This window comes from Bacteroides sp. RCH18 (assembly GCF_058231005.1).
In genome coordinates this window covers 2958409-2974373 of sequence record NZ_JBIPTC010000001.1, presented here as the reverse complement: position 1 = coordinate 2974373, position 15965 = coordinate 2958409, and the positions used below count along the sequence as shown (strand labels likewise).

Here is a 15965-nt window from a genome sequence, read left to right as displayed (position 1 = left end):
GCGCAGGACATATATACGCTACGAGTTGGACATATAGATCCAATAACCAGGATATATATGCGCTGCAAACGACATGATTACGATAAGAAAATAAATAATAATACTATAATCAATAATGTGTATGAAGTTTATAAAGAAAAAAGGTAAATCGCTGGGTATCGGACTTGCAATGGTTGGTTCATTGTTGGTATCTTCTTTGCAAGCAGGCCCCGTTTATCTGCATAGTGGTGAATCGATTGTTTCCTGGAAGTTAAAGCCGGAGGCGGAAGTCGGAACAAATGTTCCGGCTCTGCTGAACGCAGGTTATGACACATCATCATGGGTGGACGCTGTTGTACCGGGCACTGCTTTTACTTCTTACGTAACGGCAGGACTGGAAAAGGACCCTAACTTTGGGGATAATATTCACAACGTAGACCGTGCAAAGTATGACCGCAGTTTCTGGTATCGTACAGAGTTTAAAGTGCCTGCCGACTTTGATAAAGCGCTGACATGGCTCAACTTTAACGGAGTGAACCGTAAAGCGGAAATCTATCTGAACGGACACTTGCTGGGGATACTCGATGGATTTATGCACAGAGGACGTTTCAATATCACGGAAATAGTGAAGAAAGATCAGCCGAACGTACTGGCAGTATTAGTTCACATGCCGCAAACACCGTTGGCAAACTACGGCAGTCCTACTTACTTGTCGAGTGGTGGCTGGGACTGGATGCCTTATGTGCCGGGACTGAATATGGGTATCACGGATAAGGTTTATCTCAGCAACACCGGTACGGCAACGATCATCGATCCTTGGATTCGTACAGACTTACCATTACCCAGCCGCACACGCGCCGATCTGTCGGTGGCACTGGAAGTGAAAAACAGTTCTGACAAACCATCTAAAGTCGTGGTGAACGGTACGATTACCCCCGGTGATGTGAAGTTCACCAAAGAAGTAGACATTAATCCGGGGGCGACTTCGGAAGTGAAGTTCGACAAACGGTATTATCCGCAACTGGTGATCAACTCGCCGAAACTGTGGTGGCCCAACGGATATGGTGAGCCCAACCTGTATACCTGTAAACTGGAAGTATCCGTAGACGGGAAAGTCTCCGAAACTAAAGACGTCACCTTCGGTATCAAGGAGTATAGCTATGACACAAACAACAACACCCTGCATCTGCACATCAACGGTGTACCTGTATTTGTGAAAGGAGCTAACTGGGGAATGTCGGAATATATGCTGAGATGCCGTGGTGAAGAGTATGACACCAAGCTGCGTTTCCATCACGAAATGAATTTCAACATGATTCGTAACTGGCTTGGCTCTACTACCGATGACGAGTTTTACGAAATGTGTGATAAATATGGTTTGATGGTATGGGATGACTTTTGGATTAACTCTAATCCCAATCTTCCTTACGACTTGAATACGTTCAATAACAATATGATAGAGAAAATCAAGCGTGTCCGTAATCATCCCTCTCTGGCTGTATGGTGTGGTGATAATGAGTCGAACCCGCAGCCCCCGCTGGAAGGCTGGATGGCAGAGAATATCAAAACCTTTGATGGTGGCGACCGCTATTTCCAACCGAACTCACATGCCGGCAACCTGACAGGTAGCGGTCCTTGGGGAGCATTCGACCCTCGATTCTATTTCACTGAATATCCTGACGGACTGGAAGGTGATCCGGAGCGTGGCTGGGGATTCCGTACGGAAATAGGTACGGCTGTAGTTCCTACTTTTGAAAGTTTCAAGAAGTTTATGCCGGAGAAAGACTGGTGGCCCCGTAATAAGATGTGGGATTTGCACTACTTCGGTCAGTCTGCTTTCAATGCCGCACCGGACAGATATGACGCTTCTCTTGCCAAAGGTTTTGGCGCCCCCTCTGGAATCGAGGACTATTGCCGTAAAGCGCAGCTTATCAATATCGAATCGAACAAAGCTATGTATGAAGGCTGGCTGGACCGTATGTGGGACGACGCTTCCGGTATCATGACCTGGATGGGGCAATCGGCTTACCCCTCTATGGTATGGCAGACTTATGATTACTATTATGATCTTACAGGCGCTTACTGGGGAACGAAGTCCGCATGCGAACCGTTGCATATCCTCTGGAATCCGGTGACGGACGCAGTGAAGGTGGCCAATACTACCGCAGAAAACTATCAGGATTTGAAAGCGGAAGTGACAGTCTACAATATGGACGGAAAAGCGGTTCCGGCTTATAGCAAATCCTCTGTTGTTCATTCAGCGTCCAATAGTACGCTGGAGTGTTTTACCATCGACTTTAATAAGGAAAGACCGAACCTGGGATTGAATCAGAAAGTAGTTGTTTCCTCTACTTCCGAAGGCGATCCGTCAATGGCTGTGGATGGAAAGAAAGATACCCGTTGGTCAAGTGCCTACCGTGATAACGAGTGGATATATGTTGATTTGGGCAAGGTACAACCCGTTGGCGGTGTCCGTCTTGACTGGGAGGCATCTTATGGAAAGGAATACAAGATTCAGGTATCGAATGACGCCCAGCAGTGGGAAGAGGCTTACAGCACGAAAAATGGAATCGGTGGTGTGGAACTGATCACTTTCCCCGAAAAGGACGCACGTTATGTACGTATGTTCGGGTTCAAGAGAGGCTGGTGGTACGGATATTCTCTGTGGAGCTTCGATGTGCTGGGAGGAACCGGTAAGAGCGAAGGTTTGAGCGATGTACATTTCATCCGTCTGAAACTGACAGATAAGAACGGTAAACTGATTTCGGAAAATAACTACTGGAGAGGAAATGACCGCAGAGACTTCACTGCTCTGAACCAACTTCCGAAGGCCGAACTGAAAGTTTCTTCCAAAATGGAACAGAAGGGAGAGAAAGCGGAAATCCGTGCAACAATCGGACTGCCTAAGTCTGCCAAGAGTGTAGCTTTTGCCGTACATGTACAGGCTGTACGCACAGTTGATGGTGAACGTATTCTTCCGGCTATCATGAATGATAATTATTTTACGTTGATGCCGGGTGAAAATAAAGAGATTACTATTAACTTTGACAAGTCTTTGTTGAAAGGCGGTTCTTACAAATTACTGGTTACACCTTATAATAACTAACTTGCTATGACACTGAGAAATATAACTTGTGCTGTAACTTTATGCCTGCTTACCCTTTCGGGACAGGCTGTCGGAAAGACGGAGGTACCACCTTATAAGAATAAATCACTTTCCATCGAGAAGCGTGTAGACGACCTGATGGGACGGATGACACTGCGTGAAAAGGTTCTGCAATTGCAGAACCGGGGCGCAGGTCGTCTGGACGAGATAGACCGTATATTCAACGGTGAGAGTTTTGGCTGTACCCACGAAATGGGTACGACTGCCGCCGAGTGTGCTGCCATGTACAAAGAACTGCAACAGTACATGCTGACGAAAACAAGGCTCGGAATCCCCATTATTACTTCTGCCGAAGGCATTCAGGGAATCCTGCAAAATAATTGTACGCTGTTTCCGCACGCTTTGGCGCAGGGGAGTACCTTCAATCCTGCTCTGATCCAGCGCATGACCGAAGCTGCGGGAGAGGAAGCCAAAGTAATTGGCATCCATCAGATTCTCTCTCCTGTACTGGACATTGCCCGTGAACTTCGCTGGGGACGTGTAGAAGAGACCTTTGGTGAAGACCCTTACCTTATTTCCGAAATGGGTATCGCCTTTATCAATGGATATCAGAAAAACCGCATCACCTGTATGCCGAAGCATTTTGTTGCGCACGGCACTCCCTCCGGCGGATTGAACTGTGCGCAGGTCAGCGGTGGTGAACGGGAACTGAGAAGTTTGTATCTCTATCCGTTCCGTCGTGTCATCAAGGAGACGAATCCGTTGGCATTGATGACTTGTTATAGTGCTTATGATGGAGTAGCCATCACAGGTTCTCCTTATTACATGACAGATATTCTTCGTGGTGAACTCGGTTTCAAAGGGTATGTTTATTCTGACTGGGGATCGGTGGACCGCCTTAAAACCTTTCATGCTATCACGCCCGAAACCGATGAGGCCGGACGCCTGGCATTGGAAGCCGGGGTAGACTTGAACATCGACTCTGCTTATGATAACTTCGAACGGATGGTACAGGAAGGCCGTCTGGATATAAAATACATTGACCTTGCCGTTCGCCGTATCCTGACGGTTAAGTTTCAGTTAGGGCTGTTTGATGCGCCTTATGGCGATCCGAAGGCAGTGAGTAAAGTTGTCCGCAGTGCGGAGAAAGTAGCTTTGGCTAAGGAAATAGCTGACGAGAGCGCTATTCTGCTTGAAAATAAGAATCAGATTCTTCCTTTGGATTTGGCTAAGTATAAGTCAATAGCCGTAGTAGGTCCGAACAGCAATCAGACGATATACGGAGATTATGCCTGGACTACCAGAGATACCAAAGAAGGTGTCACTTTGCTTCAGGGATTAAAGGAGGTATTAGGAAATAAAGTAACGGTTCGCCATGCCGAAGGATGTGACTGGTGGAGTAGTAAAAAGGATAAGATAGCGGAAGCGGTGGAAGCCGTTCGCGGCAGTGATCTGGCAATCGTTGCCGTCGGAACACGCAGTACCTATCTGGGTAGAAGTCCGAAATATTCCACTACCGGAGAAGGATTCGACCTCTCTTCGCTGGAACTTCCCGGAGTACAGGAAGAACTGTTGCAGGAAATCAAGAAAACCGGAAAACCGATGGTTGTCGTATTGATAGCCGGCAAACCATTGGCTATGCCTTGGGTAAAAGAGAATGCCGACGCACTGTTGGTACAATGGTATGGCGGCGAACAGCAGGGACGTTCGTTGGCGGATATCCTCGTAGGGAAGGTCAATCCGTCGGGACGACTGAATGTATCTTTCCCGCGTAGCACAGGCAATACTCCTTGCTTCTACAATCATTTTATCACAGACCGTAATGAACCGTTCGACCAGCCGGGCAGTCCCGAAGAACCGAAAGGACATTATATCTTTGACGCCCCCGACCCGTTATGGAGCTTTGGCAGCGGACAGAGTTACACTACTTTTGAATATGTGGATTGCGCGTTGAGTGATTCTGTATTGACCGACAAGGATCAACTGACGGTAACGGTAAAAGTGAAAAACACCGGCAAGATGGATGGCAAAGAGGTAGTGCAACTGTATGTACGCGACCGCTTCAGTTCCGTGGCTACTCCTATCCGCCAGCTGAAAGCATTCAGGAAAGACCTAATCAAAGCCGGTGCAACAAACACTTTCACACTAAAGCTTCCCATCTCGGAGCTGGCACTTTGGAATGCCCGTATGCAGGAAGTGGTGGAACCGGGAGAGTTTGAGATTCAGATAGGAAGTGCCGCTGACAATATCCACTTCACGAAGGTGATAACTGTGAAGGGAAAATGACACCGAACGACAAAAAACGAAGAGGTCTGTTTCTGACGATAGGGTTGTTTATACTGCCGATTCAGCTGGTCATTAATCATTTCTATGGCGGTATTACGGTGAAATCTTTCATCGTGATACTGGTTGGCTGGCTGATCAGTATAGGCATGTTGTTTCTGGTCTTTCGTTCGGCATGTAGAAGATGAAGCTTGAGTATATACTTAAAACAATGATTATGAATACAAAAATCCTTTGCGTATGGATAGCGCTTCTGATTTGTCAGATAGCGGGTGCACAAACAAAGAATGTGACATGGGGAGATCAGGGAAACGGCACGTATATCAATCCGATATTGAATGCGGACTATTCCGATCCGGATGTCATCAGGGTAGGCGATAAGTATTATATGGTAAACTCGGACTTTCATTATATGGGCATGCCGGTGCTGGAATCCGATGATATGATTAACTGGAAGATTATCAGTCAGGTGTACCGGCGTCTGGATTTTCCGGACTGGGATACGAACGGAAATTATGGAGGAGGCTCATGGGCCCCCTCTATCCGTCATCATGACGGGAAGTTCTGGATTTACTTCTGTACTCCCCGTGAAGGGTTGATGATGAGTACGGCTACCGATCCTCACGGCCCTTGGTCACCCTTACATTGTGTGAAACGGATTGGCGGATGGGAAGACCCTTGCCCGATATGGGATGACAATGGTCAGGCTTATCTGGGACGGAGCCAGTTGGGAGCCGGACCTATCATCTTGCATAAGATGAGCGCCGACGGGAGGACCTTGGAAGATGACGGACACGTGATCTATACCGGTCCGGTGGCAGAAGGTACCAAGTTTCACAAGCGGGACGGATATTACTATATCAGTATTCCCGAAGGCGGAGTAGGTGAGGGATGGCAGACAATTCTGCGTTCGAAAAACATCTACGGTCCTTACGAGAAGAAAGTGGTACTGGAAAAAGGTTCTACCAATGTCAACGGGCCTCACCAAGGTGCACTGGTAGATACTCCCGAAGGTGAGTGGTGGTTCTATCACTTCCAGTTGACGGAACCGCTGGGAAGAGTCGTGCATCTGCAACCTGCACATTGGAAAGACGGATGGCCCGTGATTGGGGTGGACATCGATATGAATGGCATAGGCGAACCGGTAAAAGTCTGGACAAAGCCGAATACCGGAAAGAAAGTGCCTGTAAGCTTCCCGCAGGGAGGCGATTCCTTTGATTCGCCCGAGCTGAACTTGCAGTGGCAGTTCAATCATAATCCTTCTGACGCCGACTGGAATCTGACGGAACGAAAAGGATGGTTACTGTTGAAAGCTCTGAAAGCGGATCATCTTCGGGCATCACGCAATATGCTGACACAGAAGTGTATCGGATACGAGGGGACGGTTACGACAGAAATGGATATGAGTTCTTGGGCCGAGGGACAACGTGCCGGACTATTCTGTATAGGCAATTTGTTCAATGGCATTGGAATACTCAAAGAGAATGGCAAGAACTATCTGTATCTGGAAAATAATGGTAATGTGGAGAAAGTAAAGCCGGTAAGCGGTAAGAAGATTTACCTTCGGGCTACGATGAATGCACGTACCAACCAGCATCAGTTGTACTATAGCACGGACAATAAGAACTTTACTCCCTGCGGAGAACCTTATTCGCTGAGATTCGGTGACTGGAAAGGTGCCCGTGTCGGTCTGTACTCATACAATACGCTTCGTGACGGAGGAAATGCTTTCTTCAACTGGTTCACTTACGATTTTAACTGATTCAGTTCGTTCACAACTTTAACTGATTCAACTATCCATCATTTTAATTGATTCAGCCATCCACAATTTTAACGACTTGATTTATAAACCTTATTAAATGTATATCATGAAAGTGAGAATCCTTTTTTTAATCTGTTTCCTTAGTATCACCTGTCTTCTGAACGCGGCGGACAAGCCTGTCATTCAGATTCATACGGATAACAGTAGTCTGATCTTCCGCGTAGCCGACAACGGGCGGTTATACCAGAGTTATCTGGGCAAAAAGCTGAGCCATGAGGCCGATATTTCCCATCTTCTGCAAGGGACGGAAGCCTATATCACCCACGGTATGGAGGACTACTTTGAACCTGCCATTCATATCCTTCACAATGACGGTAATCCGTCACTTCTGTTGAAGTATGTCTCTCATGAGACGAAAGTGGTGTCGCAAGGAGTTAACGAAACCATTATCACCCTGGGAGATGATAAATATCCGGTTACGGTAAAGCTGCATTACGTCACTTATCCTGCCGAGGATATCATTAAAACCTATACGGAAATCAGCCATAAGGAGAAGAAGCCCGTAGTGCTTCACCAATATGCCTCTAGTATGCTTCATCTGAACCGTGCGAAGTATTATCTGACAGAATTTGCGGGTGACTGGGCTCACGAAGCTAATATCTCCGACCAGCCGTTGGAGTTTGGTAAAAAAGTACTCGATACCAAACTGGGCGCCCGTGCCAACATGTTTACCCCTCCGTTCTTCCAGCTTTCTTTGGACCAGCTGGCTACGGAGAATTGTGGTGAAGTGCTGGTAGGTACATTGGGATGGACCGGCAATTTCCGCTTTACTTTCGAAGTGGACAACAAGAACGAATTGCGTATCATTTCGGGTATCAACCCTTATGCCTCTGAATATTACCTTCCGGCAGGTGTCGTGTTCCGTACTCCCGATTTCTATTTTACCTATAGTGCAAATGGTAAGGGCAAAGCCAGCCGTAATTTCCACGATTGGGCACGCCGTTATCAGTTGAAGGACGGAGATGAAACCCGTATGACCCTGCTAAATAACTGGGAAGCGACTTATTTCGATTTTAATGAGGAGAAACTGATAGGACTGATTGGCGATGCCGCAGGTCTCGGAGTGGATATGTTCTTGTTGGACGACGGCTGGTTTGCCAATAAATATCCGCGCAGCAGCGATCATCAAGGCTTGGGAGACTGGGATGAAACGGCAGATAAACTGCCCAACGGTATCGGGCGTCTGGTCGAAGAAGCCACTAAGAAGGGCATCAAGTTCGGTCTGTGGATAGAACCGGAAATGGTGAATCCGAAGAGTGAGCTTTACGAGAAACATAAAGACTGGGTCATCCATCTTCCCAATCGGGATGAATATTACTTCCGTAATCAGTTGGTACTTGACCTGAGCAATCCGAAAGTGCAGGACTTCGTCTTTGGAGTAGTGGATAATTTGATGACTAAATATCCCGGTATCGCTTTCTTCAAATGGGATTGCAATAGTCCGATCACTAATATCTACTCTTCTTATCTGAAGGAGAAACAGTCGCACTTGTACATCGACTATGTTCGCGGTCTGTATAATGTATTGGAACGTATTAAAACGAAGTACCCTGATCTGCCGATGATGCTTTGTTCGGGCGGTAGCGGGCGTATTGACTATGAAGCGCTCAGATACTTCACCGAGTTCTGGCCGAGTGATAACACGGACCCTATCGAACGTCTGTTTATCCAATGGGGATACTCTCAGCTTTTCCCGGCAAAAACTCTTTGTGCACATGTCACTACGTGGAATCATGATGCAAGTATCAAATTTCGTACAGACGTAGCAATGATGGGCAAACTTGGTTTTGATATCAAATTGTCGGACCTCAATGATAATGAGAAGAAGTTCTGCCGTGATGCGGTCACCAACTACAATCATCTTAAACCGGTGGTGCTCGAAGGAGACATGTATCGGCTGGTATCTCCTTATAGCGGAAACCATACTTCCACCCAATATGTGGGGAAAGATAAGAAGGGAGCTGTTGTCTTTGCATTCGATATTTACCCCCGTTATGGCGAGAAACTGTTGCCTGTCCGTTTGCAAGGACTGGACGCCGACCGCCAATATCGGGTGAAGGAAATTAATCTGATGCCGGGCGCTAACTCTTCTCTCCAAGGAAACGGTGAGTTATTCTCTGGTGAATATCTGATGACGGTAGGACTGAATATATTTACAGGTCAGCGTCTGAACAGCAGAGTTATAGAAGTAGTTGCTGAATGACAGGACCGACGGAAATCCGTTAATCACTTGACAAACGCCTTTTATTGTTGTATATTTGTAGTTCCAAACCTGAACTGAATAATATAAGAACGATAAATAAAATGAGAAAATTAGTGTGGAATCATCGGCTGCGGTGGTATAATATAGTAACAAATAGTATTTATCTCTCTGACATATAGCCGAGGATAGGATACTCCGATATAGGAAAAGGCTGCGAACTTTATGAGGTTTGCAGCCTTTTTTGTATTATAAATTCAATCCTGATTCTACAAATTCCTATTTTAAAGTTTATAATAAACGAGGGGGACGTTTATAATAAACGATCACAGTATTTATTATAAATCCGATTGCCGTTTATGCAGTATTCTGTTGCTATTTTTGTATAGTTAGAATGTGCGTTCTCCGATTATAGCTAATTACGATAATTATAGTTGACAATGGTTGCGGGTAATCTAACTATACAAAGCTCTTGAATACCTTACGTTATTTATGCGTGAAGTTCCAGTATAAACCGGCATCCCTTGGTGTAGCTTGTGTCCAATGTCAGACTGCCATTCATTTTGGTGGCGATGAGTGAGCAGATAGGTAATCCCAAGCCATCACCTGTAGTCAGGTCTTTGACCTGGGTGAAGGGTTTGAAGAGATTTTCCTGTTGCTCTGCCGGGATACCTGTTCCCGTATCGGTTATGATGAACTGATGGGTGTGTGCCCCCCGTTTCTTGAAGTCGAGGCTGATCCGTCCCTGCTCCGTATAGAAAGCGGCATTTTTCAGCAAGTAGAGCAGGATACGTTCCAGTTGTTCTTTATTCGTTTTTACTTGGAGTTTGGGGGCGTTTACAGAAGGGGTGACGTCCGGCTTCATAAATTCTTTCGCCTTCTCCATGACACTTTCGCAGAAAGTACCCGCATTGACTTCTCCCATTTCATAAGGTTCGGTCAGTGAGTTCTCCAGGGCGGAAAGCTCTTGAATATTGTCGCTGAATTGCTTTAAGGCTGCTACTTGTGCCTGCATCTGCTCTGCGCACCTTGGAGCTTGGGCGGAGAGCTCTTTGGCAGAAGTTCCTAAAGTGTTCAGAGTCGGTTCCATTTGTGAGGATATATTCCGGATGAACTTTGTTTTCAGTTCGTTGTGCTCGTTGGCTATGACCACGCTCTTTTTGAGTTTGCGGTTGCCGGTGATAAATTTCAGCAGTAAGATGGCAAGTACAATGATTGCGGCTACAAGGATAGCTACAAGCGTACAAAGTCCTATGATGATGTATTGCTTGGCGGATAGTGTACTGTCTTTGTCCTGTATGGTCTGCAGGCTTTCGTCATATTTTCGTTTCAGGACATTCAGCTCATCCTGGGCAGTCAGGGCTTTTACCGAGTCTGTCCATACAATATAGTTTTCGTACGTGCGTTCCATCAACGGAGCATTGTTGGCTTTGCGGGCGATGCCGATAAGAGTCTTGTAGCAGTCGCTCACTTTATCGTAGTCCTTCTTTTCCTTGTATTGGCTGATGAGTTTGCGGAAACAGGCGTCTCCTTGCGTATTCTGATTGAAAGTATAGTAATAGTTGGCTTTCGTATAGAGCAGCACTTCCATTAAAGAGTCATTTTTGGCGAGACTGGCCATCTCTTCCAATTTGTCCAGCTGGTTCTTTGCCTGTGCGGGATTCTTCAGTGAAATGTACATCTGCAACCGTTCCTTGCTGATAGGAAAGCGTAAGTCATAAAAGACTTTGTTTTGCTTCTGTTCGCCTGTCCAGATGAGTTGTTCCATATTACGGCATAATTCGAAACCTTCTTTGTAGAAGTTTTCTCTGACATATAGAGCATTGGCTTGAATACCACATTCTATAGCTTGTGGATAGTTCTCTCGCACGGCAAATGCTTCATACGCTTTCTTAAACAGATAACGGGCTTTGATGTAATCTTTCTGCTTCAGGCTGCTCAAAGCCTGTTCTTTTAGTTCTGTGGCTTTATCCTGAGGTGCTTGTGCATAAACTGACAGATAAAAACAAAATGTGATTAAAAGAGTTACAATGGACGTTTTCATACTATTGCTTTTATTATTTACTACAAATGTAAAACAAATATATGAATAAAAAAGATATAGCCAGTAAAAAAATATAGCTGTTTATATGAAGCTAAGCGGGAACAATATGTAGAATACTCAAGAAATCATTTTTCGAATGTATAAATAGTTCTGTGGTAATACTTTTCCCCCGGCATGAGCAGGCAGGACGGAAAATGTGGATGCGAAGGGGTATCCGGAAAGTATTGTGTCTCCAGACATATACCGATATCCGGCGTGGGATCGAGATAGCCGGCGGTATATAATAAAACACCGGGTAAGTCAGTCCTGACAGTCAGCTTTCTGCCGGAGAAAGGGTCGGATAATACGGCGGCTGTCAATAACGTGTCGGACGACTCTTCTTTCAGGATATAGCAATGATTGTATCCCTTATTCCAGTGCAACTGCTCGTTATCGTCGTAAAGATGTGCTCCGATGCTGCGACTGGTGCTGAAATCAAACGGACTGTCTTTGACGTCCTGTGTCTGTCCGGTAGGAATAAATTGTGAGGTTGTCTCTAATATTCGTGCAGCAGGTATCATGAGCTCATGCTCCGTTATTTTTCGTTTATCGCCGGACAGGTTGAAGTAGGCATGATTGGTCAGATTCAGATAAGTAGGGCGGTCTGTGGTTCCGCGATAGCTGATTGTCAGTTCGTTGGTTTCTGTGAATTGATATTCCACTTCCGCCTGTACATTCCCCGGATATCCTCCTTCCATGTCCGGAGAGTGGAGAAGGAAACGGATGCCGGAATCTGTCTGCTTCCATTGCCATATCTTCTTGTGAAAGCCGGATAGTCCACCGTGATTGGTGTTCTCTCCGTCGTTTTTCTCCAGCAGATAGGTAGTGCCTTCGATAGAAAAGGATGCCTGATGAATACGGTTGGCGAACCGGCCGACAGTGGCTCCCATATAATAGGTGTCTTTGAGATATCCTTCTACTTTGTCATATCCCAGCAAAATGTTTTCAAAGACGTCGTATCTGTTCGGTATATTGGCCGAAACCCAGGTGGCTCCCAGGTTTGTAAGCTCGATGGAGGCTCCGGAAGCATTGGTCAACCGGAACAGATAGATGGAATCTCCCGACGGAGTACATCCCCAATGTGTAATCGTAAACTGCATGATCTGCTTATTTTATATGAATCTTTTGCTTTGCAAAGGAAGGCAAAATCAAAGAATCAGAAAATAGAGAAAATCAGTTTAAAGATGGACAATTATAAGAATTGTGTCTGTGTTTTTCTATCGAAAGGAAATGGGGATGTGCTCTCTCAACGGAATGCCGGAAGGTGTGTTAAAATCGGTAGTATCTTAAATCTCCTCCTTCAGGAAGGAGGAGTACCCGCAGGGGGAGGTGGTAGGTGAATACGCAATTCTTTCATTCATAGTAAATTTTAGACAACCCCATTTTAGTTACTACTGACTTTTGAAACACCCTCTGGCTTTCTGATAGTTATTTCTTCATTTTAGCGAGTAGAATGACGTTGTTGCCTTCTTCATCCAGTGAATTTATCAATGTTTGTGCACGTTTCTTTGCCTCCGCCGGAATATCTTTTCGGGCTATTTCTTTTTCCAGTGTTTCTTTTAGCTGGGCAGGTTCCATGTTGGCAACATAATAACCATTGCCGAATGAGGGCCATATCTGCATCTTTTTCGTTCCCAGGAAATCATTGTACAGGCGGAAGTAGCTGCCATGCAGTGTTTTCTTATCTATGATATACTTGGCAGGCTTGCTGCCGCTCCAAGTGTTTTCTGATACTTGTATCGGCACGGAAACGTCTCCGATAAAATGACGCGGGTATTCGGAATAACCGTGCCAGGGGATTTTCTCCTTGTTCGGATATTCCACGGTGAATCTGGCTTCGAGTCGATTTTGGACTGCGTTATAGTGGTACAGACTGTCCGTTCGTGGGGCAGGCATGATCACCATTAACATAACGCTGTAATCATTAGTATTATTATCCATAAATACTTCGTTGCTAAAGTCGCGCGGAACGGTCAGATGTCCCGGTGCGATAAAGTTCTTGCGTTTACCTTTGAAATCTTGTGTCCACACGACAGCCGGCCAGCCTTCGAAAGGCAGAGTTGTCAGAGTGACTTCCGACTTTTCCGTATCTACTCTGAATTTGCCTTTGGGCACGCGCATACATAAAGGAATGGGAGGCTGAGGATTGCCTTGTAAATCGAATACGAGCAGTTTGTCACTCTGCCAGGGCAGTATGTAGATACGGTTGTGGACTTCGTCCAACTGGTCGGCGTATGTGTTTCCATATTCGTTGGGCCCTTGTCCGTAGGCACCGATAGTGGTGATGAATTTGCCGTCGCGGGTAAAAAGTTTGTAGGGAGTCTGTTTGTTATTGCTCACCAGGATGTATTTTTCTCCCACTGTGGTGCGTATCCAGCCTCCTACCAGTGCTTCGTCCCGGTTGTCTAGTTTGACAACTTGAAGTTCTTCTGTCAAATAGCTGAGTGGAATGTCTACTGTGTCTTTCAAAGCCTTTAAATTACATGAGACCAATGTGCCGGTAGATGTCGTGACTCGTTTCGCTACAATAGGGGAGAGTGCCAGCGGATCGGTCTTTGTTTCACTGTTGTATACAAAAGCAACAATTGCAAGTAGACAACTAGTACATAAACTTAAAATAATAATTCTGTTCTTCATACGGTTCTGTATTTGGTTAGTACTGTTTTTCTGATTATCACTGAGGCAAAAGTAGACCGAAGTGAGTAGAAAAACAAAAAAACAGGCGGACAAAAAGATACGATGTGGATAGCAGTATGTCGCTGATTATTAGATGTATAATATCTATGTGTGTCCGTTTTCAGGCGGACAAAGACTTCAACTACCCCGTGTCGGCAGCTAAAAAACTTTGAGAAAACTGTCTAAGCTTATATTCTCATCGGTAATTCCCAGCTTATCAGTCTTTATTCGATATTTCCGTTTGGTAATGGCTGCTTTGCTCACACAATAGATATCGGATAAATCCTGTATGTTGACATTGATTTTGACGAGGCAGCAGAAGCCGATTTCTTTATCTCCCAACTGTGGATAAGCCTGTCGTAATCGGACGACAAAATTGTCGAACGCATCGTTCACTACTGAAGTGACTTCTGCCCATTCTGCATCTGTCACTACTATCTTGTGACTGGTGCCCGGTTCGTCCTGATTGTTGCTGGCTTGGAGTGAAGGCAGCTTATGAAAGAATGGCATTCTCCGGAAAAGCGCTTCACGGAGTTCAGCCTCTTTATTCCTTAGCCGGATTTCTTTCTCCCGTAGTCCACTTACTTCGGCTTCTTTGTACAATAACTGGTTTTCCCGCAGCAGTCGCTTCTTTTTCTCTCTCTGATAAAAGAAAAATGCGATGAATCCGATACTCAGCAGAGTTGTAACGATTCCCAGCATCCATAGTTCCCTTTGCTGCTGTTGCAGATGCAGCTGGTATAATTCGTTCTGTAATTTGAGTTGGTTGAATTCCCTTTCCCGTATCCCTGTACTGATATTATTCAGTATATTGTCCCTTATCGTGCTTTCCTTCTGTTTGGTATAAAAGACTTGTTCCGGATATTCTTTTTCGTTGATCAGATTGAATAAGCGTGCATTGGCTTCCATGGCAATAAAGCTGGAAGATGAAATAGCGGCTTGCTGATAGTAATATTTGGCGGAATCAATCTGGTTCAAGGCGGCGTGGGTTCTTCCGCATAGCAGCAGATAATGTGGTACTTCATTTCTTCCGCGCCGTTGGCTCGATAATTGTTGAAGATATATGAGTGCTTGCCGGAAATCCTTTCTTTGCAGACTGGTATTCAACAGACTTTCCAACGCATAATAATTCAAAGACTGGTATTTGGGCGAATCCATAAGTTCTTTCATTAGCTGCAGATAGCTTTGGGTGTATCTGTTATGATCTTGCATTTTGTTTATAATTTGCAGATATAGCTGGCTGGTAGAAAAATAGAAAAGTGTATCTTTCATCTTAAGAGCCAGTTGTCTGCTGCTGTCTGCCATCACCAATGCCTGCGGATAATCCTGCTTTCTGCTGTATGCTGCCCTTCGTAGCCCGTACAGCCTTGTTTTTAGCGTATCATTTAGCTGGTATCCTTTCAGGATTTGTTCGCTCATCAGTAATGTGGAATCGGGCAGATTACGATATAAATAGGAGGCGCTTTGCTCAATGCGTGCCCGTACATACTGGATTTGCTGCTCGTTTTGTTTATATTGCCGGATGGCGATCTGCAATAATGAATCATCAGGTGTTCCTGTTTTCCACAGAGTTGCCTTGTAGAGCAACAGGTAATAATCTCCCTGATCATTGAGAGGTAATTTGTCGGGTTCTTCTATTTGTTGCAGGTAGAAAAAGATACTGTCGGTTGATACATTCTCCATCTGCATCGCTTTTTCCAGAAGGTGAGATGGGGCAGGTTGACAACTACTCAGCATGATAAGCCATCCGATGAGTAGAAATAGGGGGTAATATGGGTTGTCGTGTTTATTCATATACTAGATTCTATCTTGCGAA

General features: G+C 45.4%; 9 protein-coding genes. 5 read left to right on the top strand and 4 right to left on the bottom strand.

All coding sequences use genetic code 11. From position 1 onward, the window contains the following. Positions 1-169 precede the first annotated feature (169 nt). The 5 genes from ACHLI0_RS11915 to ACHLI0_RS11895 all read left to right on the top strand — a co-directional run bounded on the left by ACHLI0_RS11915 (position 170) and on the right by ACHLI0_RS11895 (position 9393). A complete protein-coding gene (locus ACHLI0_RS11915) occupies positions 170-3085 on the top strand; it encodes a galactose-binding domain-containing protein (protein ID WP_490749574.1) in 2916 nt (971 codons plus the stop codon). A 6-nt stretch (positions 3086-3091) separates the two neighbouring features. Next, entirely contained in the window at positions 3092-5371 is a 2280-nt protein-coding gene (locus ACHLI0_RS11910) for a glycoside hydrolase family 3 N-terminal domain-containing protein (RefSeq protein ID WP_490749228.1), read from the top strand. After that, on the top strand, positions 5368-5556 hold the full coding sequence (locus ACHLI0_RS11905; protein ID WP_008765291.1) for a hypothetical protein: 189 nt from the start codon (positions 5368-5370) through the stop codon (positions 5554-5556). Before ACHLI0_RS11910 ends, ACHLI0_RS11905 begins: the two co-directional genes overlap by 4 nt. Positions 5557-5585: 29 nt before the next feature. Further along, the gene (locus ACHLI0_RS11900) at positions 5586-7130 is read left to right on the top strand and encodes a glycoside hydrolase family 43 protein (protein WP_490749227.1); all 1545 of its coding nucleotides are present in this window, start codon (positions 5586-5588) and stop codon (positions 7128-7130) included. A 106-nt stretch (positions 7131-7236) separates the two neighbouring features. Beyond that, the gene (locus ACHLI0_RS11895; protein WP_490749226.1) at positions 7237-9393 is read left to right on the top strand and encodes an alpha-galactosidase; all 2157 of its coding nucleotides are present in this window, start codon (positions 7237-7239) and stop codon (positions 9391-9393) included. A gap of 487 nt (positions 9394-9880) precedes the next feature. On the opposite strand, the gene ACHLI0_RS11890 is transcribed toward ACHLI0_RS11895, so the two are convergent. From ACHLI0_RS11890 to ACHLI0_RS11875, 4 genes are all read right to left on the bottom strand, one after another. Continuing rightward, on the bottom strand, positions 9881-11434 hold the full coding sequence (locus tag ACHLI0_RS11890) for a sensor histidine kinase (protein WP_234120302.1): 1554 nt from the start codon (positions 11432-11434) through the stop codon (positions 9881-9883). A gap of 125 nt (positions 11435-11559) precedes the next feature. Continuing rightward, the gene (locus tag ACHLI0_RS11885) at positions 11560-12573 is read right to left on the bottom strand and encodes an aldose epimerase family protein (protein ID WP_490749225.1); all 1014 of its coding nucleotides are present in this window, start codon (positions 12571-12573) and stop codon (positions 11560-11562) included. Positions 12574-12901: 328 nt separating this feature from the next. Continuing rightward, positions 12902-14110, bottom strand: a complete 1209-nt coding sequence (locus ACHLI0_RS11880; protein WP_490749224.1) for a DUF4934 domain-containing protein — start codon at positions 14108-14110, stop codon at positions 12902-12904. Between the two features lie 198 nt (positions 14111-14308). Continuing rightward, the gene (locus ACHLI0_RS11875) at positions 14309-15943 is read right to left on the bottom strand and encodes a tetratricopeptide repeat protein (protein WP_490749223.1); all 1635 of its coding nucleotides are present in this window, start codon (positions 15941-15943) and stop codon (positions 14309-14311) included. Positions 15944-15965 lie beyond the last annotated feature (22 nt).

Bases quoted from the DNA above. Each gene is read 5' to 3' on its own strand.
- ACHLI0_RS11915 (WP_490749574.1), top strand. From the start codon at position 170: ATGGTTGGTTCATTGTTGGTATCTTCTTTGCAAGCAGGCCCCGTTTAT.
- ACHLI0_RS11910 (WP_490749228.1), top strand. From the start codon at position 3,092: ATGACACTGAGAAATATAACTTGTGCTGTAACTTTATGCCTGCTTACC.
- ACHLI0_RS11905 (WP_008765291.1), top strand. From the start codon at position 5,368: ATGACACCGAACGACAAAAAACGAAGAGGTCTGTTTCTGACGATAGGG.
- ACHLI0_RS11900 (WP_490749227.1), top strand. From the start codon at position 5,586: ATGAATACAAAAATCCTTTGCGTATGGATAGCGCTTCTGATTTGTCAG.
- ACHLI0_RS11895 (WP_490749226.1), top strand. From the start codon at position 7,237: ATGAAAGTGAGAATCCTTTTTTTAATCTGTTTCCTTAGTATCACCTGT.
- ACHLI0_RS11890 (WP_234120302.1), bottom strand. From the start codon at position 11,434: ATGAAAACGTCCATTGTAACTCTTTTAATCACATTTTGTTTTTATCTG.
- ACHLI0_RS11885 (WP_490749225.1), bottom strand. From the start codon at position 12,573: ATGCAGTTTACGATTACACATTGGGGATGTACTCCGTCGGGAGATTCC.
- ACHLI0_RS11880 (WP_490749224.1), bottom strand. From the start codon at position 14,110: ATGAAGAACAGAATTATTATTTTAAGTTTATGTACTAGTTGTCTACTT.
- ACHLI0_RS11875 (WP_490749223.1), bottom strand. From the start codon at position 15,943: ATGAATAAACACGACAACCCATATTACCCCCTATTTCTACTCATCGGA.